The 26,861-nt window shown below is 57.9% G+C and carries 19 protein-coding genes; 8 read left to right on the top strand and 11 right to left on the bottom strand.

The annotated features are described in order from the left end of the window. Positions 1–67 precede the first annotated feature (67 nt). Both LOY43_RS15350 and LOY43_RS15345 read right to left on the bottom strand, forming a co-directional pair. Complete coding sequence (locus tag LOY43_RS15350; RefSeq protein WP_095047776.1) at positions 68–1,081, bottom strand: aldo/keto reductase; 1,014 nt, start codon at positions 1,079–1,081, stop codon at positions 68–70. Between the two features lie 335 nt (positions 1,082–1,416). Further along, entirely contained in the window at positions 1,417–2,727 is a 1,311-nt protein-coding gene (locus tag LOY43_RS15345; protein WP_220556298.1) for an MFS transporter, read from the bottom strand. A gap of 171 nt (positions 2,728–2,898) precedes the next feature. Between LOY43_RS15345 and LOY43_RS15340 the strand changes: the two genes are divergently transcribed. The 4 genes from LOY43_RS15340 to LOY43_RS15325 all read left to right on the top strand — a co-directional run bounded on the left by LOY43_RS15340 (position 2,899) and on the right by LOY43_RS15325 (position 8,580). Then, the gene (locus LOY43_RS15340) at positions 2,899–4,020 is read left to right on the top strand and encodes a sugar diacid recognition domain-containing protein (protein ID WP_095050898.1); all 1,122 of its coding nucleotides are present in this window, start codon (positions 2,899–2,901) and stop codon (positions 4,018–4,020) included. Between the two features lie 246 nt (positions 4,021–4,266). Beyond that, positions 4,267–5,406 (top strand): glycerate kinase, encoded by a 1,140-nt coding sequence (locus tag LOY43_RS15335; RefSeq protein ID WP_095050897.1) that lies wholly within the window; start codon positions 4,267–4,269, stop codon positions 5,404–5,406. 319 nt (positions 5,407–5,725) lie between these two features. Next, the gene (locus LOY43_RS15330) at positions 5,726–7,351 is read left to right on the top strand and encodes a methyl-accepting chemotaxis protein (RefSeq protein ID WP_095050896.1); all 1,626 of its coding nucleotides are present in this window, start codon (positions 5,726–5,728) and stop codon (positions 7,349–7,351) included. A gap of 41 nt (positions 7,352–7,392) precedes the next feature. Then, positions 7,393–8,580 (top strand): pyridoxal phosphate-dependent aminotransferase, encoded by a 1,188-nt coding sequence (locus LOY43_RS15325; protein WP_258708315.1) that lies wholly within the window; start codon positions 7,393–7,395, stop codon positions 8,578–8,580. Between the two features lie 142 nt (positions 8,581–8,722). Here LOY43_RS15325 and LOY43_RS15320 read toward each other — a convergent pair whose 3' ends face one another. From LOY43_RS15320 to LOY43_RS15300, 5 genes are all read right to left on the bottom strand, one after another. Further along, a complete protein-coding gene (locus LOY43_RS15320) occupies positions 8,723–9,700 on the bottom strand; it encodes a D-glycerate dehydrogenase (RefSeq protein ID WP_095126339.1) in 978 nt (325 codons plus the stop codon). A gap of 13 nt (positions 9,701–9,713) precedes the next feature. Beyond that, entirely contained in the window at positions 9,714–11,012 is a 1,299-nt protein-coding gene (locus LOY43_RS15315) for an MFS transporter (protein ID WP_095050893.1), read from the bottom strand. 48 nt (positions 11,013–11,060) lie between these two features. Continuing rightward, on the bottom strand, positions 11,061–12,089 hold the full coding sequence (locus LOY43_RS15310) for a sugar kinase (RefSeq protein WP_258708314.1): 1,029 nt from the start codon (positions 12,087–12,089) through the stop codon (positions 11,061–11,063). Further along, entirely contained in the window at positions 12,082–12,864 is a 783-nt protein-coding gene (locus tag LOY43_RS15305; protein WP_258708313.1) for a sugar phosphate isomerase/epimerase, read from the bottom strand. Before LOY43_RS15305 ends, LOY43_RS15310 begins: the two co-directional genes overlap by 8 nt. A 175-nt stretch (positions 12,865–13,039) precedes the next feature. Beyond that, entirely contained in the window at positions 13,040–14,068 is a 1,029-nt protein-coding gene (locus tag LOY43_RS15300) for a LacI family DNA-binding transcriptional regulator (RefSeq protein ID WP_258708312.1), read from the bottom strand. A gap of 108 nt (positions 14,069–14,176) precedes the next feature. Here LOY43_RS15300 and LOY43_RS15295 point away from each other — a divergent pair, with 108 nt between their 5' ends. From LOY43_RS15295 to LOY43_RS15285, 3 genes are all read left to right on the top strand, one after another. Beyond that, complete coding sequence (locus LOY43_RS15295; RefSeq protein ID WP_258708311.1) at positions 14,177–15,106, top strand: hypothetical protein; 930 nt, start codon at positions 14,177–14,179, stop codon at positions 15,104–15,106. A 79-nt stretch (positions 15,107–15,185) separates the two neighbouring features. Then, the gene (locus LOY43_RS15290; protein WP_258708310.1) at positions 15,186–17,333 is read left to right on the top strand and encodes a hypothetical protein; all 2,148 of its coding nucleotides are present in this window, start codon (positions 15,186–15,188) and stop codon (positions 17,331–17,333) included. Between the two features lie 173 nt (positions 17,334–17,506). Further along, on the top strand, positions 17,507–19,966 hold the full coding sequence (locus tag LOY43_RS15285; RefSeq protein WP_258708309.1) for an autotransporter outer membrane beta-barrel domain-containing protein: 2,460 nt from the start codon (positions 17,507–17,509) through the stop codon (positions 19,964–19,966). Between the two features lie 63 nt (positions 19,967–20,029). Here the strand turns inward: LOY43_RS15285 and LOY43_RS15280 are convergent, their stop codons facing one another. From LOY43_RS15280 to LOY43_RS15265, 4 genes are all read right to left on the bottom strand, one after another. Continuing rightward, a complete protein-coding gene (locus LOY43_RS15280) occupies positions 20,030–20,497 on the bottom strand; it encodes a hypothetical protein (protein ID WP_095126335.1) in 468 nt (155 codons plus the stop codon). Positions 20,498–20,795: 298 nt separating this feature from the next. Continuing rightward, positions 20,796–21,437 carry a DUF1345 domain-containing protein gene (locus LOY43_RS15275; RefSeq protein WP_220556288.1) on the bottom strand — a complete coding sequence of 214 codons (642 nt, stop codon included), beginning with the start codon at positions 21,435–21,437 and terminating at the stop codon, positions 20,796–20,798. Between the two features lie 181 nt (positions 21,438–21,618). Next, positions 21,619–24,717 (bottom strand): efflux RND transporter permease subunit, encoded by a 3,099-nt coding sequence (locus tag LOY43_RS15270; RefSeq protein ID WP_258708308.1) that lies wholly within the window; start codon positions 24,715–24,717, stop codon positions 21,619–21,621. A 15-nt stretch (positions 24,718–24,732) separates the two neighbouring features. Then, entirely contained in the window at positions 24,733–25,890 is a 1,158-nt protein-coding gene (locus LOY43_RS15265; protein WP_258708307.1) for an efflux RND transporter periplasmic adaptor subunit, read from the bottom strand. A 266-nt stretch (positions 25,891–26,156) separates the two neighbouring features. On the opposite strand from LOY43_RS15265, the gene LOY43_RS15260 reads away from it, so the two are divergent. After that, the gene (locus LOY43_RS15260; RefSeq protein ID WP_007912171.1) at positions 26,157–26,858 is read left to right on the top strand and encodes a response regulator transcription factor; all 702 of its coding nucleotides are present in this window, start codon (positions 26,157–26,159) and stop codon (positions 26,856–26,858) included. Positions 26,859–26,861: the final 3 nt, after the last annotated feature.

Here is a 26,861-nt window from a genome sequence, read left to right as displayed (position 1 = left end):
TTGATCGCGCTTTGATCCGCTGAAAAAACAGCCGAGGGTGTCGGCTGTCGAAGGGAGGCGGGCAAACTCAAGCCTGGTGCGGTTTACGCCCCGACACAAAATGACTCACATCGTTGAATCCAGGTGTCGATGAGTGCCCTGGCGTGACCAGCGAATCGATAAATGCCTCATCTTCAGCGCTGATCTTCACGGTCTGCGCCTTGGTGTACGCATCCCATTGCTGCTCCGTCCGCGGGCCGACGATCGCCGACGTCACGGCACTGTTGTTCAACACCCAAGCGATTGCAAACTCCACAATTGCGACGCCGCGCTGCTCGGTGTACTGCTGAATCTGTTGGGCAATACGCAGCGACTCGACGCGCCATTCGGTTTCCAGAATGCGCTTGTCCTGACGTCCGGCGCGGCTGTTGGCGTCCGGTTTGGCGTCCGGTGCGTATTTGCCGCTCAGCACGCCCCGGGCCAGCGGGCTGTAAGGCACCACACCAAGGCCATAGCTTTGCGCTGCTGTGATCTGCTCGGTCTCGGCCTGACGGTTAACGATGTTGTACAGCGGCTGGCTGATCACCGGGCGGTCAACACCGAGTTTATCGGCGATACGAATCACCTCGGCGATCCGCCAGCCGCGATAGTTGGACAACCCCCAGTAGCGAATCTTGCCCTGACGGATCAGATCGCCAATCGCCGACACGCTGACTTCAAGCGGTGTGTTGTGGTCTTCACGGTGCAGGTAATAAATGTCGAGATAGTCGGTGCCGAGCCGGGTCAGGCTGGCATCGATGCCATTGAAGATATGTTTGCGGCTCAAGCCGCTGCGGTTTGGCACGCCGTCCACCGGGCCGAAACCGACCTTGGTCGCCAGCACCCATTCATGCCGATGCCGGGCAATTGCTTCACCGACGATCTCTTCGGAGCGGCCGTTGGTGTAGACATCGGCGGTGTCGATGAAATTGATCCCCTGATCCCAGGCTTTGTCGATGATGCGCAGCGAATCCTCTGCGCTGGTCTGCTCGCCAAACATCATCGTGCCGAGGGTGAGGGTGGACACCTGTAACCCTGAGTGCCCGAGAGTGCGAAAGCTCATGCCGAAATCCTTTTGTCGGTGGGAAAGCCCTAATCAAATACCAGAAGCGCGTGACGCGGCAAAGTGAATTATTAGCTCAATACAACCCTCACCTTAACCCTCTCCCGGAGGGAGAGGGGACCGACCGAGGTGTTTCAAAGAGGTACGCCGACGTGCAATACCGAGTCGAATTCAGATCCTGAATAGCCCGGCAATCGGCTCCCTTTCCCCCTCGCCCCCCTGGGGGAGAGGGCTGGGGTGAGGGGGAAAAGGATCTACAGAACACCACAAACTCCAAGCCGAACCCCCAATAAAAAACGACCCTGAAAAGGGCCGTTCTTCCGTGCATCAAAAACTCAAGCCCGCAACGTCCGCGTCATGCGCAACGCCAGCAGACTCCCGCCCACAATCACACCCGCCAACAGATACAACGCCGCGTCGGTCGAACCGGTGCTGTCCTTTACCCAACCCACCAGGTACGGACTGAGGAACCCGGCCATCTGCCCCATCGAGTTGATCAACGCCAGACCACCGGCCGCAGCCCCGGCGCTCAACATGGCTGTCGGCACTGGCCAGAACATCGGCAGGCCGGTCAGCGCGCCCATGGTGGCGATGGTCAAACCCAGAATCGCAATGGCCGGGTTGGCCGCGAAATTCACCGCAATCACCAGACCGATCGCGCCCATCAGCATCGGCACCACCAAATGCCAGCGGCGTTCTTTGCGCAGGTCCGCCGAGCGCCCGACCACCAGCATGAACACCGCCGCCAGCAGATACGGAATCGCACTCAGCCAGCCAATCACCAGGTTATCGCTGAAGCCAAGGTTCTTGATGATCGACGGCAGCCAGAAGTTGATCGCGTACACGCCGCTCTGGATGCAGAAGTAGATCAGGCCAAACGCCCAGATCGCCGGGTTCTTGAACACCGCCAGCAGCGAGTCGGAGGTGGTTTTCGGTTTGTTCGCCAAATCTTCGGCCTGATCCGCTTCCAGCACTGCACGCTCATGCGGGCTCAGCCACTTGGCGTTGGCGAAGCTGTCGCTCAGCAGGAAATAGGCGAGGGCGCCGAGGATGACGGTAGGAATGCCTTGCAGCAGAAACATCCACTGCCAGCCGGCCAGACCGCCCTGGCCCGCAGCAAAGTGATTGAGGATCCAGCCCGAGAAAGGGCTACCGAGCAAACCGGACACCGGGATCGCCGACATGAACAGCGCCATGATCCGCCCACGGCGGAAGGTCGGGAACCACTGCGAGAGGTACAAAACAACGCCCGGGAAGAACCCGGCTTCAGCCGCACCGGTGAACAGCCGCAGGGTGTAGAACTCGGTCGGGGTGGTGACGAACAACAGGCAGGTCGACAGCGTGCCCCAAGTGATCATCATCACCGCGATCCAGCGCCGTGGGCCGAATTTGGTCAACGCCAGATTGCTCGGTACGCCGCACAGCACGTAGCCGATGAAGAAGATACCGGCACCGAGGCCGTACACGGTTTCGCTGAATTTCAGGGCATCAAGCATCTGCAATTTGGCAAATCCAACGTTGACCCGGTCGAGGTAGTTGAACAAGTAGCAGATGAAAATGAAGGGGATCAAACGCAGGGTGATGCGTTTATAAACGGCGTTTTTACCGTCATCGATGGTCTGGGTAGCTGCGGCGCTCTGCGACATAGCGGCTCTCTCTTTATTATGATTTTTTGCGATGCAAAGGTTAACGTTGATCGCCCCGAGAGTCTCGGCCACCTTTGGCTGGATTGTCTTTGTGCCTGCGCACAGGGTTTGCCGTCAGACCCTGTGCGGGTGAACAACCGCCAGTGCCATAAATCAAGGATTGCCGCCGCTATGTTTGAACTCGATCACGACCTCGCCCAGGATATCGTCGACCGGGCCATGGCCATTTTGCCCTACAACGTCAACGTCATGGACAGCCAGGGGCTGATCCTCGGCAGCGGTGAACCGGAGCGCATCAACACCCGTCACGAAGGCGCGCAACTGGTGTTGGCCAACGGTCGCGTGGTCGAGATCGACGCGCAGACCGCCGTGCATTTGAAGGGCGTGCAACCGGGGATCAACCTGCCGCTGTTGCTCGATCAGCGCTTGATCGGAGTACTTGGCATCACTGGCGAACCGGAGCAGTTGCGCACTTACGCCGAACTGGTGCGCATGACCGCCGAAATGCTCGTTGGCCAGCGCAATCAGCAGGCCGAGCAGCAATGGCGGCGCCAGCGTTGTGATGATTTGCTGGCGCTGCTGCTGAGCGAGGCGGGGGATTCGCCGCGTCTGGTCGATGAGGCGCAGCAACTTGGCCTCAAACCGCAATTGACGCGGGTGCCGTATCTGTTCGAGCTGGGTCTTGAGCATGGGCCGGGGCAAACCGTTGAGGCGTTGAGTGCCTGGCTGACATCGCGTTATCCCGATAGCTGGTGCGTGAGTTCGGCGAAGTCGTCACTGCTGTGGTGTCGGCCGGCGAGTCAAAACGTCGAGCATGATCGCTTGCTGGAAAAACTCGACGGCCTCGGCTGGAAGATTCTGCGCATTGCCGTGGGCGGGCAGGCCGATGGACTCGCCGGGCTGCGCCGTTGTTATCGCCGCGTGGGCGACTTGCTCGCCTATGGTCGCGAAGTGTTGCCGCATTCGCGATTGCTGACGCTGAACCGCTATCGATTGCCAGTGATGTTGTGGCGGCATCGTAACGATGATGCACTGGACGAATTGCTCAAACCGTTGCGCAAGGTGATCGCTAAGGACGGCAACGGCCAGTTGCTGGCGACGTTGCGCAGTTGGTGTGAGCACGATGGCCAGAGTCAGGCCTGCGCCGATGCCTTGGGCATTCATCGCAACAGTTTGCGTTATCGGATGGAGCGGATTGCCGAGTTGAGTGGGGTTGATCCGCTGCGGCTCGATGGGATGCTGGCGCTGTATCTTGGGGTGCAGCTGTTACCCCAGACAGATCTGTCGGCGTGAGGTGATTTTGAGGCCGCCATCGCTGGCAAGCCAGCTCCCACAAGGGTTGATGGTGTTCACTACATTTGTGTTCACCGACAATCCCTGTGGGAGCTGGCTTGCCAGCGATGGCGGCCGAACATTCACCGCCACTTTCCCTGTCTTTGTGAAAATGAACAATAAACGCCCCCGCCACTTGTGCAGCGGACAGGCGTCAAGGCGCAGGCCGACTGGCAGCATGAGGGGCATTGCAACCGGAGAATTCCCATGAAGATCGTCATCGCCCCCGACTCGTTCAAGGACAGCCTCAGTGCCCAAGGCGTCGCCGAAGCCATTGCCCTCGGCCTGGCCCAGATCTGGCCGCAGGCAACGATGATCAAATGCCCGATGGCTGATGGCGGCGAAGGCACGGTCGAATCGATTCTGGCTGCCTGCGAAGGCGAACTGCGCCGTACCCGCGTGCGTGGCCCGCTGGGCACAGCCGTCGACGCCGCGTGGGGCTGGTTGCCGCACAACCACACGGCAATTATCGAAATGGCCGAGGCCAGTGGCTTGCAATTGGTACCGCTGGGGCAACGCGATGCCTGCATCAGCAGCACCTTCGGTACCGGCGAACTGATTCGCGCAGCGCTGGATGCCGGCGCGCAACGGGTGATTCTGGCGATTGGCGGCAGTGCCACCAACGATGGTGGCGCCGGGGCGATGCAGGCGCTGGGCGTGAAGTTGCTCGATGCACAGAATCAAGCGTTGGTGGCCGGTGGCTTGGCCCTGGCGCAACTGGCACGCTTGGACTTGAGCGAACTCGACCCGCGGCTGGCGCAGGTGCGTTTCGATATCGCCGCTGATGTGAACAATCCGCTGTGTGGCCCACACGGTGCCTCGGCGATTTTCGGTCCGCAGAAAGGTGCATCGCCGGCGCAAGTGCAGCAACTCGATCAGGCGTTGGCGCACTTCGCCGAACTGTGTGCACAAGCGTTGGGCAAAGACGTCCGCGATGAACCGGGGAGCGGTGCGGCGGGCGGTTTGGGGTTTGCGGCGAAGGCTTTTCTCGGCGCGCAGTTTCAAGCCGGGGTGGAAGTGGTCGCCGAACTGGTTGGCCTTGCCGAAGCGGTCAAAGGCGCTGATCTGGTGATCACCGGAGAAGGGCGATTCGATGCGCAGACCTTGCGCGGCAAGACCCCGTTCGGTGTTGCGCGGATTGCCAGGCAGCACGACGTCCCGGTCATTGTCATCGCCGGGACGTTGGGCGAGGGTTATCAAGAACTTTACGAACACGGTATCGATGCGGCATTTGCCGTGACCAGCGGCCCGATGACACTGGAACACGCCTGTGCCGAAGCACCGCGTCTGTTGCGTGAACGCGCCACCGACATCGCCCGCGTCTGGCAGCTTGCCGCCAAACGCTGAGCCAGATCGGGATCTACCCCTGAAGGAGCTGCCGCAGGCTGCGATCTTTTGATTTTGCTTTTAAAAGCTCAAATCAAAAGATCGTCCGATCGCGGCCCGAGCCTTCGGCAGCTCCTACACCAAGCGATCAACAGTGTTTCATTGTTGTAACACCCGGAAAAATAGTTGCTATTGACCCGCAATCTTCCTAAAGCCTGGCCGATACAGCTAACAGGCGCGCACATAACTTCCTAAAACAGTGACGCCGGACTGAACCCGCCCCCTCGGGCCAGTGATGACGCATGGACGCTCGTAGTTTCTATCTTTCGAGAGCTCAACTATGTCCCTGCGTAATCTGAATATCGCGCCCCGTGCCTTTCTCGGTTTTGCCTTTATCGCCTTGCTGGTGATCGTACTCGGTGTGTTCGCCGTCAATCGCATGTCGATCATCCGTCAGGCTTCGATCGATATGGACTCGACGCAATTGCCCAGTGTCACCCACCTCAGTGCGGTAACGGAAAACGTCCTGCGCATGCGCATCCTGTCGTTCCGTGTACTGGTCAATCGCGAGCCGGCCAGCCTGCAAGAGGCGCAAACGCGCATTGCCGTGCTGGTCGACAAGGCGCGCAAGGCTCAGGCCAGCTATGCCGCGCTGCCGGCAGGCCCTGAAGAACGTGAAATCTACCAGACCTTCTCAACCACCCTGGACAACTACCTGCAAGCGCAGAGTCAGATGATTGAGCTGTCGCGTCAGGACAAACTCGACGAGATGCGCACCCTGATCAACACGCGGATCAAGGAGGGTACTGACCAGATGGGCGAGCAGCTCAACAAGCTGATTGCAATCAACACGACCGATGCGAAAACGGCGGCCACCAAGGCTGGTGAACACTACGACAGCGCCGTGACCGGGATCATCATCGTTGCCGTGATCGCAGCGCTGGCCACCGTGCTACTGGCCTGGCTGCTGACCCGCAGCATCGTCACCCCGCTGAACCGTGCCGTACTGGCCGCACAAACCATTGCCGACGGCAACCTGAGCAAAACCATCGAAGTCGACGGCAAGGACGAAGCGACGCAGTTGCTGCAGGCGCTCGCCACCATGCAGAGCAACCTGCGCAAAACCATCGAACAGATCGCCGGTTCCGCCACACAACTGGGCGCCGCTGCCGAAGAGCTCAGCGCGGTGACCGAAGAAGCCTCCCGTGGCCTGCAGCAGCAGAACAACGAAATCGAACAAGCCGCCACCGCCGTAAACGAGATGACCGCCGCTGTCGAAGAAGTGGCGCGCAACGCCGTGTCGACCTCCGAAGCCTCGAACCAGTCGACCCACGCCGCCCGCGAAGGTCGCGATCAAGTGGTGAAAACCGTCGACGCGATCCAGACCATGACCCACGACGTGCAGAACACCGCGCAGATGATTGAAGGCCTGGCCGCGCAGGGCCGTGATATCGGCAAAGTGCTCGATGTGATCCGCGCCATCGCCGAACAGACCAACCTGCTGGCCCTCAACGCAGCGATCGAAGCCGCACGCGCCGGTGAGGCCGGGCGCGGTTTTGCCGTGGTCGCGGACGAGGTTCGGGCATTGGCTCATCGCACCGCGCAGTCGACCCAGGAAATCGAAAAAATGGTCGCCGGCATCCAGAACGGCACCGGCGAAGCGGTGTCGTCGATGCAGCAAAGCAACCAGCGCACCCAGACCACCCTGGAAATGGCCCGCGCCGCTGGGGTTGCGCTGGAGCAGATCACCCAGTCGATCCATCAGATCAACGAACGCAATCTGGTGATCGCCAGCGCCTCGGAAGAGCAGGCGCAAGTCTCGCGCGAGGTCGACCGCAACCTGGTCAACATCCGCGATCTGGCTACGCAATCGGCCGCCGGGGCCAACCAGACCAGCGCCGCGACCCACGAACTGTCGCGACTGGCGGTGGATTTGAACGCCATGGTGGCGCGTTTCGTGATTTGAGATACGGTGAAGGCTGGAGACCGCGCAATCAGGAGACGTACATGCGCTATTCAGCCTTGACCCAACGAATCGCCGGGGAGGGAGCCGCTGCCTGGCAGATTCACGACCGAGCGCTGGAGCTGCGCGCCGAGGGTGTCGATATCTTGCTGCTGAGCGTGGGCGACCCGGATTTCGATACACCGCTGCCGATTGTCCACGGCGCGATCGACAGTTTGCTGGCGGGCGATACCCATTACTCCGAAGTGCGTGGTCGTCTGGCGCTGCGCAAGCTGATTGCCGACCGCCATCGTCGGCGTAGCGGGCAAGCGGTGGATGCCGACCACGTAATCATCATGCCCGGCGCGCAATGCGCGGTGTATTCGGTGGCGCAATGTCTGCTCGATCCCGGCGATGAAGTGATCGTCGCCGAACCCATGTACGTCACCTACGAAGGCGTGTTTGGCGCGTGTGGCGCAACGGTGGTGCCGGTGCCGGTGCGTCCGGAAAACGGCTTTCGCGTCGACCCGGTGGATGTTGCCGCGCGTATCACCCCGAAAACCCGCGCCATGCTGCTCAACAGTCCGAACAACCCCAGCGGCGCAAGCCTGTCACTGCTGATCTGGCAAGAACTGGCGGCGCTGTGCATCCGCCATGACTTGTGGCTGATCAGCGACGAGGTCTACAGCGATTTGCTTTACGAAGGTCAGCACGTCAGCCCGGCGAGCCTGCCGGGCATGGCCGAGCGCACGGCGACGATCAACAGCCTGTCGAAATCCCACGCCATGACCGGCTGGCGCATCGGCTGGATGATCGGGCCGAAGTCGTTGGCCGAGCATTTGGTCAATTTGTCGCTGAGCATGTTGTTTGGCCTGCCGGATTTTGTGCAGAAAGCCGCAGAGATTGCGTTGCAGTCAGACCTGCCGGAAGTGACGCAAATGCGCGAGGAATATCGCCTGCGCCGGGACCTGGTGTGCGAGCGTTTGCACGGATGTCCGGGGTTGTACCCGATTCGCCCGGATGGCGGCATGTTTGTGATGGTTGATGTGCGCCAGACCGGTCTCGGCGCACAGGCGTTTGCCGAACGGTTGCTGCAGGGCTATGGCGTGTCGGTGCTGGCCGGGGAGGCATTCGGGCCGAGCGCGGCGGGGCATATCCGCATTGGTTTGGTGGTCGATCGGGTGAAACTCGCGGATGCCTGTGCGCGGATTGCGTTGTGTGCGGCGCAGCTTTTACAGGCGCGTAGTGCTTGATGGTGTTGGGTTGCCTGCACTGGCCCATCGCTGGCAAGCCAGCTCCCACAGTGATTTGAGGTGGACATGATAGTTGTGTCCGCCCGAAAACCCTGTGGGAGCTGGCTTGCCAGCGATTAGGCAAGAACAGGCACTGAAGATCTCAACCCTGCCAGGCCGATGGATTCACCAGATTCGCCGGCCTCTCTCCCTTCAACGCAGCCAACAAATTCTCCACCGCACACCGCGCCATCGCCTCCCGCGTCTCATACGTCGCCGAGCCCATGTGCGGCGTCGCCACCACATTATTGAGTTGCAACAACGGCGAATCGTGATTCAGCGGCTCACGCTCGAACACATCCAGCCCCGCCGCCCGAATCCGTTGATGACGCAGCGACTCGATCATCGCCGCCTCATCGACCACCTTGCCCCGCGAGATATTGATGAAGATGCTTTCCGGGCGCATCAGCGCGAACTGCTCGGCGCCGATCAAACCTTCGGTCTGCGCCGTCAGCGGCAAGGTCAGGCAAATGAAGTCGGCCTGCTTGAGCAGATCTTCGAGGCTGCGGTATTGCGCATCGAATCGCGCCTCGACCGCCGGTTTGCGCGACTGGCTGTGATAGATCACCGGCATACCGAATCCGAAATGCCCACGCTGCGCCAGCGCTTCGCCGATACGGCCCATGCCGATAATCCCCAGCGTCTTGCCATGTACATCGGTGCCGAAATGCGCCGGGCCGATATTGCGGCTCCATTGGCCGCTGCGCACCATGTTCGCCAGTTCCACCACACGCCGGGCAGCGGCGAGGATCAGGGCGAAACCGGTGTCGGCGGTGGTTTCGGTGAGCACGTCCGGGGTGTTGCTCAGGAGAATCTTGCGCCGGGTCAGGTAATCGATGTCGTAGTTATCGACGCCGACCGAGACGCTGGCGATGGCTTCGAGTTGCGGCGCGAGATCGAGCAAGGCTGCGTCGAGTTTCAGGCTGGCGCCGAGTAAACCTTGGGCGCGGGGCAGGGCATCACGCAGTTGCATGAGGCCGTCGGCGTCGAGGCTGTTGATCAGCGTCACCTCACACTGCTCTTGCAGACGAGCCATCAGCGCGGGTGAAAGTTTCTTGTACAACACGACCTGTTTTTTCATGGCAAAAATCTCTTCAGGAGTGCGCCGGCACGGCACGCGTGGCGACGGCTTTGGCGACGACGCGATCACTGGCGCCGGGCTTGAGAAAAATCGTTAACACCACCGACAGCAGCAACGCGCCGCTCATCAATAGGTACGAAGCGCCGGGCGAACCGGTGGAGCTGTTCAGGTAACCGACCAGATACGAGCCGCCGAACGAACCGAGCGCGCCCATGCTGTTAATCAGCGCCATGGCGCCACCGGCAACGTTGGCCGGGAGAATCTCCGGGACGATGGCAAAGAACGGCCCGTAAGGCGCGTACATGCACGCGCCGGCAATTACCAGTAGCGTGTACGACCACCAGAAGTGTTCTGCGCCCAGCGCGTAGGAGCCGTAAAACGCGATCGATGCGATCAGCAGTGGCGGCCAGACGAAGCGTTTGCGCTTTTGCAACTTGTCCGAACCCCACGACACCACAAGCATGCCGATCACCGCCGCCAGATACGGCAGCGCCGACAGCCAGCCGGCTTCGATCATGTCCATTTGCGCGCCGGCCTTGAGGATCGACGGCAGCCACAGCACAAAGCCGTAAACGCCGATGCTCCAGCAGAAAAACTGCAGCGCGAGAATGATCACCTTCGGCGAACGGAACGCCTCGGCGTAGTTCTTCACTGCTTTGATACCGACCTGTTCAGCAGCCAGTGCGCTTTCCAGATCCTGCTTTTCCTGCTCGTTGAGCCACTTGGCCTGCGCTGGACGATCATCGGCCAGACGCCACCAGATAAACGCCCAGAGTACCGCCGGCAGGCCCTCAATGATGAACATCCAGCGCCAGCTGAAATGCTGCACCAGATAACCCGAAACCACCGACATCCACAGCATCGTCACCGGGTTGCCAAGGATCAGAAAGGTATTGGCCCGTGAGCGTTCGGCACGGGTAAACCAATGGCACAGATACACCAGCATCGCCGGCATTACAGCGGCTTCGACCACGCCGAGCATGAAGCGGATGACGATCAGCCAATAGGCGTTGGAGACCACGCCGGTCAACGTGGCGAGACCGCCCCAGAGAATCAGGCTGACGAAAATCAGTTTCTTCACGCTGTGTTTTTGCGCGTAGATCGCACCCGGCACCTGGAAGAAAAAGTAACCGAGGAAGAACAGCGCACCGAGCAGCGATGACAGGCCCGGGGTGATCATCAGGTCTTCGGCCATGCCCGATGCGGCGGCGAAGCCGTAGTTGGCGCGATCCAGATACGCCAGGCTGTAGGTGATGAACACGATAGGCATGATGTACCACCAGCGGCGGGTGGCGAGGGTTGCGGTTTTCATGGGTCTTGCTCCTGAGCTTGTTGTTTTTGTCGCAGCAGGTTCAATTGATCAGTTGTCTGTGACGGCCCCATCGCGAGCAGGCTCACTCCTACATTTGAAATGCGTTCCCTTGTAGGAGTGAGCCTGCTCGCGATCGGCGCCTTCGAATTCAGTGAGGAGTTCAGCCCGAGTTGGAAGGCCCTCCATATCCCCGCGACTCTGCACCGCCCGACTGCCAATCCAGTTCGCACGCTGCACCGCCTCGGCAAAACTCTGGTGCTCAAGCAGGGCACTGATCATACCCACCGCAAAACCATCACCGGCACCGACCGTGTCGACGACATGCGCTACCGGCACACCGGCGACAAATCCCGATGCCAGATGCGTTCGGTAATAAGCGCCTTCCGGGCCAAGCTTGATCGCCACCGCTTCGGCACCTTGATCAAGATAAAACGCAGCAATGTCCGCCGGGTCTTCGAAACCGGTGAGCAAACGGCCTTCGCTCAACCCCGGCAGCACCCAATGGGCGAGAGCGGCGAGGCGGTTGATCTCGCCGATCATCTCGCGCTCGCTGGCCCACAGGCTCGGGCGCAGATTGGGATCGAACGACACGCTGCGTCCGGCGTTGCGCATGCGTGTCATCAATTCAAAGGACATCTCCCGCGCCGAGGCCGAGAGCGCTGGAGGAATGCCAGTCGCATGAAGATGGCGAGCGCTCAGCAGATTGGTCGTAATCGACTGCGGCGACAAATGACTGGCCGCCGAACCGCGTCGGAAATACTCGACCTGCGGGTCGCTGCCATCGTCATTGCGCGATTTGAACTGGAAACCGGTCGGGTGCTGTTTGTCGACGTCGACGTGGCTGCAATCCAGACCTTCCTTGATCAAGGCTTCGACCACAAAGCGCCCGAGCGAATCGTCGCCGACCCGGCTCAGCCACGCGACGTTGAAACCCAGGCGCGACAGCCCGATCGCGACATTGCTGTCGGCCCCGGCGATGCGCTTGTGAAAGTCTTCGACTGCCGCCAGATCACCGGTCTGCTCGGCGACCAGCATCGCCATGGTTTCGCCGAACGAGAGAATATCGATCTCAGACATGAGCAGGCTCCAGACGCGATTGGCCGAGGCGGGCGAGGGCGGCGACGTGCTCGGTGGTCAGTTGCACCAGATCATCGCCCTGCAACGGATATTCGGCGGCGCGCATAACGCCTTGGGCCATGTGCCGCAACAGTTGTTCCCACAGATGCAGGTCACTGACGGCCGGCGGCACCGCCACCAGTTTGCCGTCGGCGCGACGGGCCACGGCTTTGCAGTGCACATAGCCGACATGGCGGCCGAGCAGGCGGGCGGCGCTGGTGGCGGACTGGTCCTGCCACTGCCAGTTGCCAATGTCGAAAGTCATTTTGATCGGCAGATTGTGCTGCTCGACGGCGGCGAAGAAGCGCTGAAACGGTTCGATGCGTCCGCCGTGCAGAGTCTGGTCGTTTTCCACCAGCAGTTGCACTGAAGTGCGCTTCAGGCGTTCGGCCAAGGCTTGCAGATCGTCGGTGTCGGTGAAGTAGCCGAGGGAGACTTTCAGCCATTTCGAGCCGAACGCTTCGGCTTGTTGCAGTGCGGTGATCAACTCGGGATTGGGCTGCGCCTGACCGGCCAGCCACAGTTCGGTCGGTGAGGAATAGATGCTTAGCAAGCCCTGCGCCTGCGTGGCCTGCGCCAGCTGCGCAGGGTCTTCACGCGTCAGCAGTTCCTCGCGCCACTCAATGCGATTGGCCCCGGCGGCAGCCAGCATCTCGATGAAAGCATCCTGCCCGCGCTGGCGTACAAGCTCGGCGCCGTAGCTGGACAGGCTGATGGAAACGGCGGGTTTATTCATTGTTATTGACCTCTGAAACCGGTTTCATTTTTGTTCAAAAAAATTTCAGGTGTTTCTGTGTTGTCCTTTTGGGCCTCATCGCTGGCAAGCCAGCTCCCACAGTGTTCGGGTCGTACACAAAGACTTGGTACACCTCTGAACCTGTGGGAGCTGGCTTGCCAGCGATAGCGTCAGCTCAAACACCGCCAACCTCACGGGTCGATCCACGCTCCATCAGCACCGGCGCAAAATCCACCACCCGCGCCACCTCATCATCCCCACGCAACCGCTTGAGCAAACACTCAAACGCCCGCGCGCCAATCTCCTGCGTCGGCTGAGCCAGCGCGGTAATCCCGCTGCCCACCAACGGATACCAATCCAGATCGTCCAGGGCAATCAGCCCGACATCCTCGAACAACCGCACACCCATCTCCCGCAATGCCGTTGTGGCAGCAAGCGCCGCCACACCATTGGCGCAAAACAATGCTTTCGGGCCGTCGCCGGGAGTGTTTAAAAAGGTTTGAAGTTGCGTGCTCAGGTCATCGCCGGTTTCTAGCACCGCCCCGGCCAGGTTCGAGTGCAGCGCGATCTGCGCCTGAAAACTGCTGACCCGCTCGATCCGCGAGCTGGTGCCGTCATACGGTTCAGTCACCAGCACCAGATCCCGATATCCATGCTGCTCCAGATGCGTGATCGCCATCTCAACGGCTTGCGGGTTGTTCAGCCCGACCATGTCGCTGTCGAGCCCGTCGACCTTGCGATCCACCAGCACCAGCGGCATCTCGCGGCGCAGTTCATGCAGTTCGTCACGGTGATGGCCAAGGGTGTTCACGATCAGCCCTTCGATGTTGTACGAACGCAACAGCGCCAGGTGCTGGCGTTCCTGCTCGTCATCGCGGTCGGTGTTGCACACCACCAGGCTGTAGCCATGCGCACGGCAAGCGGTTTCCACCCCGTGCATTACGGCAATCGAATAAGGGTTACGGATATCGGCGACGAGCATACCGATCAGGCGTGTGCGCCCGCGCTTCAGCCCGCGAGCCATCTGGTTAGGTCGGTACCCGAGCTCGGCGATGGCGTGCTCGATGCGCAGAGCGATGGCATCGGAGAGCAGGGCGCGGTCATCGCCGATGAAGCGCGAGACACTGGCCTTGGACACGCCGGCGCGCTCGGCGACGTCGAGCATGGTTACACGGCTGCGTCGGGCGGTGGAGAAGACGTTCATGGTGGCAACTTTATTTTTGTTGGATGAGTTTTGTTAATCGTTGAAACCGGTTTCAGATAACACCAAATACTCCGCCTTCGTCAAGACACGCCTACTACCTGAAGACGTATGCAACCTGAAAATCCCGACAAGCGGTCACGTACCCTGTCAGATCTGACAGTAGGCGGAACTCATTTTGAAGCGCCTAATAAAAGTCATAGCGTTGCAAGCCGATTCAAGCAGGTACGTCAAATGAACGATCCAAAAACAACAAACCTAGCGGGGCGGCCTGGCACTGATCCAATCGGTGTATTTGATTACGACCCCCCGGTAGTTATTGAGGTCGATGCGAATGGAGTCATTCTTCCTATTGCCCATCAAAATGGCTTGACTGTAATAGTACCGAGATGGCCTTTTCCGGCGCCGGTTGGGTCATCGAATTTTCTTTATATTTATTTGGAGGGGGACGAGGTTTTTAATCAAAACTATCCGAGTCCACTAACCGAGCCAGATTATCGGCCAGTCATTGCGCCTAGGTTCTTCGCCGCCGATGGAACGTACCGTTTGCATTACGAGACCATCACGGAAGGAAATCCCGCTTACTCGGGCGACACAATTCTTGTCGTTAGACGCACGCCACCTGTTTTATTGGTTGAACCTGAATTTCCGAGTAGAAGTCTGCACGGATATTTGAATTGCGGTTCGACTCCCAGGTTATGGGAGAAGGTGATCGTGCGCATTCCAGTGCCAACGCTGGTGGATTGGTTCGAGAACGACGAGTTGCGTTTGGAGTGGACCGGGTATGCAAGTTTGAATGCTTCCGGTCCAGTGCTGTTTACCCACGAACTGAAGAAGGTATTGACCGCTCAGGAAGTGGTAGAGGGATATGATTTTTTGATAACCGATTATGAGCAATATGTAAAACCGTTGGAAAAAAATTCCTCGGCGTTGGCGGTCTATTCGATATACCGAAACGGTGTGCCTTTTGCGAAGTCATCTCCTGGGCTTATTAAGGTAGACAGGATAATTCCTGGAACAAATCGCAGCTGTGAACCTTGATTGTTGTTGTTTTTTGAAACTTGCTGGATTGCGTTGTTTTTTTGCTGGCGTCGTTAATAAACGGAAGGGAGCTGTTAACATGACAATCGATATGAAGCTAAGCGCTGTACAACAGGCCGCGGAGAACTCTCGAAAAGAACTCAGAAAAAATCGATTAAATATAGGCGTTTCGGCAGATTCGCCAAAACCTGTGATTGTGGGTGTGGCAGATGGTGGAGTAGTGCCCGTTACGATATTGAAAAGCGCCGCGGCACAGGCGGCGACTACAACAGTTGCACGCCAGCCCGATCTTCCCATTACGGTTACTGTTTTCGCATGGGAGTTTCCGAGTGACAGAGACGAAGTAGTTATCGAGGGCTATGCCTTTCAGGAGGGTATCGACGACCCGGATGCTCCTGATAGCTGGGCATGGGTGGAGTGGCTGCGTCAACCGGCCCCCGCTGTTTCCGGTCGGCCTACTCAATGGAATGTCACGTTGCCTGCGGGCAGGCTCACGGATATTCTCACGACGGGTTCTGCCTCACCTACCCAGTGGAAAATCCAAAGTTCGGGACAACTGGACGGCAACCCTCAATACTCTGAAATCACCACTTGTTTCGTGGATACTTTCGCGCCTTTCCACAACAAGGGCGATGTCCGTGTTCTGGCACCCACCCGAGTGGACTTTCCACTGCCTGCGAACGCTAAAATTGATACGGCCTATCTTGAAACCATTCGAACTACCGGGATGGAGTTCACGTTGCCGGTCACCGATGGCAAGTGGGAAATTAAAGCTACAGATAAATGCTTTATTTACTTGAGCCCAACGCTAAGGCCTACACGTCAGCTCACCCCGACTTTGACTGTTGATCCTGTACCAGCGAATGGGGAGGTGTCTATCCCGATGCTGGACATCAGTAAACTGGCAAACGGTACCGTGTGGCTGATCATGGCCTATGAAGATGCGGCGGGTAACCGCAGCGCAGATATGCTCGCCTACAGTCGAATCGTCGAATTTGTCCCACTTCCTGTCCCCGCTCCTCCGATCATTGACGCTGCCAACACCGCCGGCGATAACGTCATTGACCTCGCCGATGTGAGGTTCTACGGAACTTCAGGGGTACCGATTAGAGTTTTACGCCCTCTAAATACGCAAGACACCGACAAGGCTACTGTGTTTTTCGAGAATTTTGAAACAATTGACCTTGATCCTCCGGTGCAAGAGTTTGGAACCAATACCGAGTTGACCTTCAGGATTAAATGGATTGACTTGAAAACGATTTACGCCTCTCTTGCTGGAGGAGACCCTGACGTTCGTGAAGTTGGCACGCGTGTCGTGTGGACCTGGATGCGTGGTCTCACTCCGAAAGACTCCCCGGCGGCAACTCCCGATCTGGATTTCTCCTACCCAGGTGAGGAAAACCCGGATGAGCCTGATGAAATCAATAAATTGCTGGCGAAAGTGCAACTTCGTGGGGTCGACAAGATTCTGAATACACTGAATCCTCCGGATCTGCTGACAGATCCGGAGGTCATTATTCCATTGCCGACCACCGAGCCATTGGGTAACGACGTTGTTTGTAAGTGGTTCTACAACGGACTTGTCGTCAATGAGTTTTCACCGGAAGGTTTGACAGAATACAAAGGTACTTTGCCCGCCCAGAGAGTGGTTGATGGTCAAGCCGGGGACAAATTGACCTACTGGAGCTTCTCGTATATCGGCGGTATCAACCCGCAACGGTCTCTGGATGAAACGGTCACGGTGACAACTGTCGCGAAGGAAGTGCCTGACCCGGTCATTGACAGGTTGTTCGACAACGGCACGATTATCAACTGCCCAACCGTTGGATTCATCCGAGGCGTCAAACCACCTCTGCCGTTTTTGACTTTCAGGGTCGCGGCGAATCCTGTTCTGGCTGGCTTGCAAAGCATTACCGCCCATTGGGTTGGGACTACTGATGCTGCCGGACAATCGCCAATCACTGATACCGATCAAGATGTGCCTATTACTGTAACCGGAACCGAAGCCACGACGGGCATCACGGGTCAGATCGCGGAATATCTGACCAAGATTGTACCGATCCAGACGCGCCCGGATCCTTTCCCTGTACCTGCGCCGGCGATTACTTATGCATCACTCAAGTACACGGTGGTGTGGACCGATGGTACTCGAGCAACATCGAATGCCACAGTGAAGATTATTTCTCTGGTCAATGGGAACCGTGAGTTCTGTCATGAAGTGAGGTGATTAGAGGGAGAGTCAATAAAACCGGGTCCGATTAAACGGGAGGCATGAGAAATGCCTTCCCGTTTGGTTTTTTCAACGGCGCAGATTTTTCTTTCAGTAGTTAAGGATTAGTCCTACAGAAAAGCGAGAACTTGGTCTGTAGCCTTCTGGCCATTCTGGGGGAGGAAACTTTAATGGGAAGCCCCTCCAAGTTATCCTTGTTGATTTATTTTTGGGTGGTAATTCTTATGCCTTTGCATTGTTTTGACAAAAAACTGATGGCGGGTCGTGCAGGAAAATTCTGGTTTCTCGCTTTTTCCGTATTGTCCACATCGATGGCTCATGCTCGCGCCATCATCACCGATGAAACGATCAATAATAGTGCGCCAGTGGAGGACTTTATTATTGGGCGGGGTGCTACGTTGACCGTGAATAATGCTGAGACATTAAATATTTCTTCGAATGCTTCAAAGCTGGTTGTTAATGCCGGAACCTTGCAAGATATTCGAGCAACTAACGGTTCGACAGTGACGCTCGATCGTGCCACGGTCACGGCGCGTGCAAATCAGCCGGCTGTCACCATTACCAACTCAACCGCTGTCATCACAAACAGCACGATTACCAGTGATACCACAGGGTTGCAGGTTGGGCGTATACCTAGCGCGCCTCGTGAGACAGTGGTGTCCCTGATTGGAACTACGGTTACCGGCGGTATAGAAGCAGCGGTCGTCAGCGCGCAAACTACACTCAACCTGACCCGTTCTGATCTGATTTCCAATAGCGCCAATGGTTACGGTTTACGCTTGGCCAGCGGCGATGTTTTCGCACAAGGCGGCAGTATCGTCGGAGGAATGAATGGCATCTTGCTGAGCGGGGATAATTTTATCGATCGCGCCAATACCCTGGTGCTGGATGGCACGCGCGTGTCGGGAGGCAGCGGTGCCGCTATAGCGGTCGATAGCGCCGGGCGTTCGATTGTTACTAACGTACACGTACGCAATGGTGCCGATCTGGTTAGCGGAAATGGCAATTTGTTAGAGGTTGGCAACGGTGGATTAGTTAACCTGACTGTTGATAACAGCGCACTCACTGGAAACGTCGAAATTGCAAATGGCGCGTCTGCCAATATCACATTGCAAAATGATAGCTCGTTGTCCGGTAATCTTCACAATGCGGCAGCAGTTAATGTGAATAACCGAAGCTTTCTCAAAGGGGATATTGTTAACGATGTGCCTGGCGGTGCTTCTGTAGTAATTGACTCTGCGTCTGTCGTCCAGGGGAATATTTATAACTCCACGAGCGTCGATGTGAATAATGGCGCTCAGTGGAAAATGACCGGAAACAACCTGGTCAGTAAACTGCATCTTAATGGCGGCACTGTTGATTTGACTGGCGGTGATGCGTTTAATCGTGTTGATATCGTCAATCTGTCGGGCACTGGTATTTTTGCGATGAGAGCAGATCTTGCCGCTGATGAAAGTGATTTTTTGAATGTTTCCGGTACGGCTACAGGGAGCCACCAGTTATTGATAGCTGCCAGTGCCAACGATCCAGCTTCGGGTAATCCTTTGAAAATCGGTAACATTGCGACTGGCGATGCCGCTTTCTCTTTACTGAATGGTTCTGTGGATGCGGGAGCATTCACTTATAAACTGTTAAAGGAAGGGGAGGGGTTGTACCTTGCTCCGGACAAAGAGACGGTCAGCACAGGTACCAATACGGCCCTGGCAATTGCTGCAACTGCACCGACTATTCTCTATGCAGAAATGACTACGTTGAATAATCGGCTCGGTGATCGACGTTTGAATGGCGCTGAGCCGAGTGTCAGCGCCCGATCGACAGGACAATCTCAAGCCGGGGTCTGGATCCGAAACTATAGCAATCAATACAATGTTGACAATGCCTATGGTGACGGTTATTCACAAAGCCAGAAAGGTGTATCGGTGGGGGCAGACGCACCTTTACCGATAGGAGATGGCCAATGGCTGGCGGGAGGCTTTGTCGGTTATAGCAAAACCGAGATGGATCTGAAACGAGGGAGCAACGCGACTGTCAACAGCGGATATCTTGGCGGCTATCTAACCTGGTACGACGCAGCGACGGGCTTTTACGTTGATACGGTCACCAAAATCAACCAGTTCGATAACAGTGCCAAAGTCACTATGAGCGATGGAACACGAACCAAAGGTGATTATAAGAATCTGGCACTCAGTGGTTCGGTCGAGGTTGGCAAACATATCGCTTTTGAAAATGGCGTGTTCCTGGAACCCTTTACCCAAGTCGCGGCTGCCATCGCTCAGGGCAAGGACTACACGCTTGATAATGGCTTGCGCGTCAGTAATGATCACACCCGCTCACTGGTCGGCAAGGTCGGTACCACGGTCGGCAGCGAAATAGCCTTGGCCAATGGTGGAAAATTGCAACCCCGATTAAAAGTCGCACTTTCACAAGAATTTATAAAAAATAACAAGGTCACTGTGAATGACACTCAATTTAATGATGATCTGTCGGCTACTGCTGTGGAGTTGGGCGCAGGAATAAACTGGACGCCGACGAAAAAAGCCTGGCAGGTTTACAGTGAGGTCAATACCAGTACGAGTAAAACCGTCAGCCAGGATTGGAGCGCTAGCGTCGGAGTGAGTTATAACTTCTAATGTTTGTATAAGAATCATAAAATAAAAAGGAAGCCAGGCTTCCTTTTTATTGTTCGCTATTTTTCAAATGATTGCGGTGTCGTAACTTAATTGGCCGGAGATTTTGAATGAGCTGCCTTCGGTGTCGCTAACGGTTATATCAAAATTCCCATCGATTTTGCTGACTTCATCACCTTTGCGTATTAGGTTCAGAAATACTGTGCCTTGGATGGCAGAATAAATATGAGGCTCGGCATCAGCTGTGTCGATGTAGTCAATTTTGAGTCCCTTGGTTGTAGCGGGAATGAAGAAAGTTCCGCCTTCAGTGCCTTCAGGGAAAAGCAGGGTAATCGTTTTCGTGTCGATTCGGGTTTCATCTACTCTAACAATGTGCTCGGCTGTGAATACCCATTGTTTGCCACCTAATTCCGGGTAGTCTTCCAGTTTCAGATTGAAGTAATTGGCGTTAAAGTTTACTACGTCGTTATTGCGCAAGATTTGGGCAGTGAATGAATTTATGGTTTGGATGGTTACATTGAGCGGCGCATTCATGAACGTTCTCCGAATTTAGTTGGGTACCTATCCATAAGCCAGATCCAGCTTAATGCATGGATGTCACATATAAACGTGTGTGCGCAACTTTGTATACTGTCAGAGTTGACAGGTGTACAGGCGAGTAGTTTTATGCTTCTGCAGATTGCAAGGGTGTTTCTTTATATGCAGTACGGTTTTTATACTTTAAAGCGTGATGCCCTGATTTCCCATGTTGGAAAGCGTATCAAACCATCGTTCGCTGGCTCGTATGGTAATCAAATTGCAGGCGGTAATCCTGAAAGGCTTCGCACCGCCGTCAGCCGAACAACCCCGCTGCAATATTGATCGAAAACCCCAGGATTGCTGTGTTGAAAACAAATCCGATCAACGACTGCGCCAGCACGATTTTCCGTATATCCCGTGTCGCCACGCCTACATCCGCTGTCTGCACTGCCACACCGATGGTGAACGAGAAGTACAAGAAGTCCCAATAGTTGGGCGTGGTCAGACCTTCGGCAAAACGCAGGGCCGGCTCCTTGCTATCGCAGGTGTAATACAACCTCGCGTAGTGCACGCAGAAAATCACTCCGATCAGCAGCCACGAACCGATCACCGTGAGGGCGGTAAAGCCGTAGTGCAGGAGCTTGCGCGTGGTTTCCAGATCTTTGCTGCCCGCGAGTTCGAAGGTGATGGTCGCCAGACTAGCGAGGGCAGCGATGCACACCACAAACAGCACCAGCCCGGCATTTTCGTCTTCGACTTCAGCGATACGTTTGACGTCCGGCGCCTTGGCGCGCACGGTCAGCCAGAACATCAGGATCAGGTAAGTCCAGACACCGGCGTTCCAGCCGATGAGGATTTTGCTGACGATGGAATCGGCGGGGGCCAACAGACCAGTGGCGAGGCCGAAGAGGGCGGCGGCAGACAGGCGAGGGTGGGTGCGGGCGAGCAAGCGCATGGGGACTCGATGGGCCAGGGTAGTTCAGACACCTTAGCCCAGCGATGCAGGATATGACCACTGACTCGAGTTTACGAAGAACCCTGTGGGAGCGAGCCTGCTCGCGAAGGCGTCGGTAGATTCAACATAGATGTTGGCAGACCGGACGCTTTCGCGAGCAGGCTCGCTCCCACAATTGGTATCAGTGGGGTTTGGTGAATCGTTGTACGAGCTTCATGACCACGACGAAGAACACCGGGACGAAGATGACCGCCAGCGTCGCGGTGATCATCCCGCCAATCACGCCGGTGCCGATCGCCTGCTGACTCGCCGAGCTGGCGCCGGTGGCAATGGCCAGTGGCACCACGCCAAGAATGAATGCCAGCGAAGTCATCACGATCGGTCGCAGACGCAAACGCGCGGCCTGCAACGTCGCATCGATCAGGTCGTGACCTTCGTCATACAGGCTCTTGGCAAACTCGATGATCAGGATCGCGTTCTTCGCCGACAGACCGATGATGGTGATCAGGCCAACCTTGAAGAACAAATCATTGGGCATGCCGCGCAATGTCACCGCCAGCACCGCGCCGAGCACGCCCAGCGGCACTACCAGCAACACCGAGGTCGGAATCGACCAGCTCTCGTACAGCGCCGCCAGACACAGGAACACCACCAGCAACGACAGCCCAAGCAGGATCGGCGCCTGGTTGCCGGACAAGCGTTCCTGCAACGACAGCCCTGTCCATTCCTGGCCCAGACCTTTCGGCCCCTGCGCCACCAGACGTTCAATCTCCGCCATGGCCTCACCCGTGCTGTGCCCCGGCGACGGTTCGCCGGAAATCGCAATCGCCGGATAGCCGTTGTAACGGGTCAACTGCGCCGGGCCTTGAATCCAGTTGGCCTGCACGAACGCAGACAGCGGCACCATGTGCCCGGTGTTGTTACGTACATGCATTTTCAGCAGATCGGCCACCTGGCTGCGTTGATCGCCTTCGGCTTGCACGACAACACGCTGCATGCGCCCCTGATTGGGGAAATCGTTGATGTAGCTGGAGCCGACGGCAGTGGACAGCACATTGCCGATATCGGCGAACGATACGCCCAGGGCATTGGCCTGCTTGCGGTCGACCACCAACTGCACCTGCGGCGCTTCGGCCAGCGCGCTTTCACGCACGTTCATCAGTACCGGGCTTTTCTCGGCGGCTGCGAGCAGTTCGGTGCGCGCTTGCATCAAGGTCGCATGGCCGAGGCCGCCGCGATCCTGCAAGCGGAACTCGAAACCGCTCGATGTGCCGAGGCCATCCACGGGCGGTGGCAGCACCGAGAACGCCATGGCGTCCTTGATTTCAGTCAGTGCGATATTGGCGCGATCGGCAATCGAGCTGGCGGCATCATCACTGCTGCGCTGCGACCAGTCCTTCAGCGTCGAGAACGCCAAGGCTGCGTTCTGGCCGCTCCCGGAGAAACTGAAACCGAGAATCACCACGGTGTCACTGATCCCCGGCTCGCTGGCGTTATGTGCCTCAAGCTGTTCAGCCACGGCCACCGTGCGGTTCTTGGTAGCGCCGGGCGGCAGTTGAATATCCGTGATGGTGTAGCCCTGATCTTCCACCGGCAGGAACGAGGAGGGCAGACGCGCGAAGCACAGGCCCAGTCCAACCAGCAGCACAGCGTAGATCAGCAGGTAACGGCCGCTGCGTTTCAGCGCATAGCCGACCCAGCCCTGATAGCGATCAGTCAGGTGCTCGAAGCGGCGGTTGAACCAGCCGAAGAAGCCGGATTTTTCGTGGTGTTCGCCCTTGGCAATCGGCTTGAGCAGCGTCGCGCACAGTGCCGGCGTGAGGGTCAGGGCGAGGAACGCCGAGAACAGAATCGATGTCGCCATCGACAGCGAGAACTGCTGGTAAATCACCCCGACCGAGCCTTGCATGAACGCCATCGGAATGAACACCGCGACCAGCACCAGCGTGATACCGATGATCGCGCCGGTAATCTGTGTCATCGCCTTGCGTGTGGCTTCCTTGGGCGACAGGCCCTCGGTGGCCATGATCCGCTCGACGTTCTCCACCACGACGATGGCGTCGTCCACCAGAATACCGATGGCCAAGACCATGCCGAACATGGTCAGCACGTTGATCGAGAAGCCCAGCGCGAGCATGGTCGCGAACGTGCCCATCAGCGCCACCGGCACCACTAGCGTCGGGATCAACGTGTAGCGCACGTTCTGCAGGAACAGGAACATCACCGCAAACACCAGCAGCATCGCTTCGCCCAAGGTGTAAATCACTTTGGTGATCGAGACTTTGACGAACGGCGAAGTGTCGTACGGAATCTTGTATTCCACGCCCGCCGGGAAGTAGCGCGACAGCTCATCCATCTTCGCCCGCACCAGGGTCGCGGTGTTCAGCGCGTTGGCGCCCGGCGACAGCTGCACGCCGACAGCAGTGGACGGCTTACCGTTGAGGCGGGTGCCGAACTGATATTCCTGACTGCCGATCTCGACCCGCGCCACATCACCGATGCGCACGGTCGAGCCGTCGCGATTGGCCTTGAGCACGATGTCGGCGAACTCTTGCGGTGTCGACAACTGACCTTTCACCAGAATGGTCGCAGTGATTTCCTGGCTGGACGGATTCGGCAGATCGCCGATGCTGCCAGCGGACACCTGGGCGTTCTGCGCGACGATGGCGGCGTTGACATCGGCAGGCGTCAGGTTGAACGCGATCAGCTTCTGCGGATCGATCCAGATGCGCATGGCCCGTTCGGCGCCATACAACTGCGCCTTGCCGACGCCCTCCAGACGCTTGATCTCGTTCATCACGTTACGCGCCAGATAATCGCTGAGCGCCACGTCATCGAGCTTGCCATCGCTGGAGGTCAGGGTGATCAGCAAGAGAAAACCGGACGAGACTTTTTCAACCTGCAAACCCTGCTGAGTCACCGCTTGCGGCAGGCGCGACTCGACTACCTTGAGGCGGTTTTGCACGTCGACTTGCGCCAGCTCCGGGTTGGTGCCCGGCTGGAACGTGGCTTTGATCGTCGCGCTGCCGAGGCTGCTTTGCGATTCGAAATACAGCAAGTGATCGGCGCCGTTGAGCTCTTCCTCGATAAGGCTGACCACGCTTTCATCGACGGTCTGCGCCGAGGCGCCGGGATACACGGCGTAGATTTCGATCTGCGGCGGGGCGACGTCGGGGTATTGCGCCACCGGCAACTGTGGGATGGCCAGCGCACCGGCCAACAGGATGAACAGCGCGACGACCCAGGCAAACACCGGGCGGTCGATAAAGAACTGCGGCATAGAAAAGCGTCCTGCTTACTGACCAGAGGTCTGGGCAAGTGGAAGAGGGGTGTTGTCGATCTGCACGGTTTCGCCGGGGCGGGCGTGTTGCAGGCCTTCGATGACGATGCGGTCGCCGGGCTTGAGGCCGCCGGTGACGATCCAGCGATTGTTCTGCACCGCGCCCAGTTGCACCGGTTGCTCAGCGACGCGCATCTGCTCATCGACGGTCAGCACCTGAGCAATGCCGGCGCTGTCACGCTGCACGGCACGCTGCGGCACGGTAATGCCGTTCTGGATGGTTGCCTGTTCCAGACGCACGCGGATGAAACTGCCCGGCAGCAAGTCGAGATCCGGATTTGGGAATTCGCTGCGCAGGATGATCTGACCCGTGCCCGGGTCGACGGTGATGTCGCTGAAGAGCAATTTGCCTGGCAGCGGATAAAGGCTGCCGTCATCCTGAATCAGCGTGGCTTTGACCTGATCCTGGCCGACTTCCTGCAGTAGCCCGGAACGGAACGCGCGGCGCAACTCGTTGAGTTCACGGGTCGACTGGGTGAGGTCGGCGTGAATCGGGTTGAGCTGCTGAATCAGTGCCAACGGTGTGGTTTCGTTCTGCCCGACCAGTGCGCCTTCGGTGACCAGCGCACGGCCGACGCGACCGGAAATCGGCGCGGTGACGGTGGCATAACCCAGATTCAGTTTCGCCCGTTCGACGGCAGCCTTGTTGGCCGCAACGTCAGCGGCGGTTTGCCGGGCATTGGCGCGGGCGTTGTCGTAGTCCTGAGCGCTGATGGCTTTGTCATCGATCAACTGGGCGTAGCGTTGCTCTTGCAGTTTCGCTTGAAAGGCATTGGCTTCTGCCTTGCGCAGCGCAGCTTCGGCGCTGTCGAGGTCAGCCTTGAACGGCGCCGGGTCAATGCGGAACAGCACATCGCCTTTTTTCACGTCGCTGCCTTCGCGGAAGGTGCGTTGCAAGACCACACCGGCCACCCGTGCGCGCACTTCGGCGATGCGTGGCGCGGCGATGCGGCCGCTGAGTTCGCTGCTGATCGTCAGGGGATGCGCTTCGAGCGTCTCGATGCGCACCGTGGCCGGTGATGCCTGATCCTCGGCTTTCGAGGATGAATCACAGGCGCTCAGTGTCAGCGCCATCGCGATCAGGCCGAGTCCGGCCAGCAGTTTCTTCGACATGTACAACCCCCAATATTGATGTCCGCATCCTACGGGCAGACGCCGAGATTAGCGGTGAAGCTTTGTAGGCGCTGTGTGAAATTGTGTAAGGGTTTTGCTCAGGGATGGGCGAGGGCGTATATCCTTCAGGTCTTGAAATTTATTGCGACAGATAGATAGCTTTCGCGAGCAGGCTCGCTCCCACAGGGGATCGCATTCCAAGTGTGGGAGCGAGCCTGCTCGCGAATGGGCCTTATCAGTCGCCACAGCACTTTCTGGATCACCCCATGCCCAACATCCTCCTGGTCGAAGACGACACCGCCCTCGCCGAACTGATTTCCAGCTACCTGGAGCGCAACGGATATTCCGTCAGCGTGATCGGCCGTGGTGACCATGTGCGCGAGCGGGCGCGAGTCAATCCGCCGGATCTAGTGATCCTCGACCTGATGCTGCCCGGCCTTGATGGCCTGCAAGTCTGCCGTTTATTGCGCGCCGATTCGGCGACGCTGCCGATCCTGATGCTGACGGCTCGCGATGACAGTCACGATCAAGTGCTGGGCCTGGAAATGGGCGCCGACGATTACGTCACAAAACCTTGCGAACCGCGCGTGTTGCTGGCACGGGTGCGCACCTTGTTGCGCCGCAGCAGCCTCGGCGAACCGCTGACCGCCAATGACCGCATTCTCATGGGCAATCTGTGCATCGACCTGTCCGAGCGCACCGTGACGTGGCGCGATCAGCCGGTCGAGCTGTCCAGCGGCGAATACAACTTGCTCGTGGTGCTGGCTCGCCATGCCGGCGAAGTGTTGAGCCGCGATCAGATCCTGCAACGCCTGCGCGGTATCGAATTCAACGGCACCGACCGCTCGGTGGACGTGGCGATTTCCAAGCTGCGCCGCAAGTTCGACGACCATGCGGGCGAGGCGCGCAAGATCAAGACCGTGTGGGGCAAGGGCTATCTGTTCAGCCGCTCAGAGTGGGAATGCTGAGCT

This window comes from Pseudomonas sp. B21-041, assembly GCF_024748675.1.
In the GTDB taxonomy this organism is placed as follows: Bacteria; Pseudomonadota; Gammaproteobacteria; order Pseudomonadales; family Pseudomonadaceae; genus Aquipseudomonas; species Aquipseudomonas neuropathica.
This window is presented reverse-complemented; position numbering and strand designations above follow the sequence as displayed.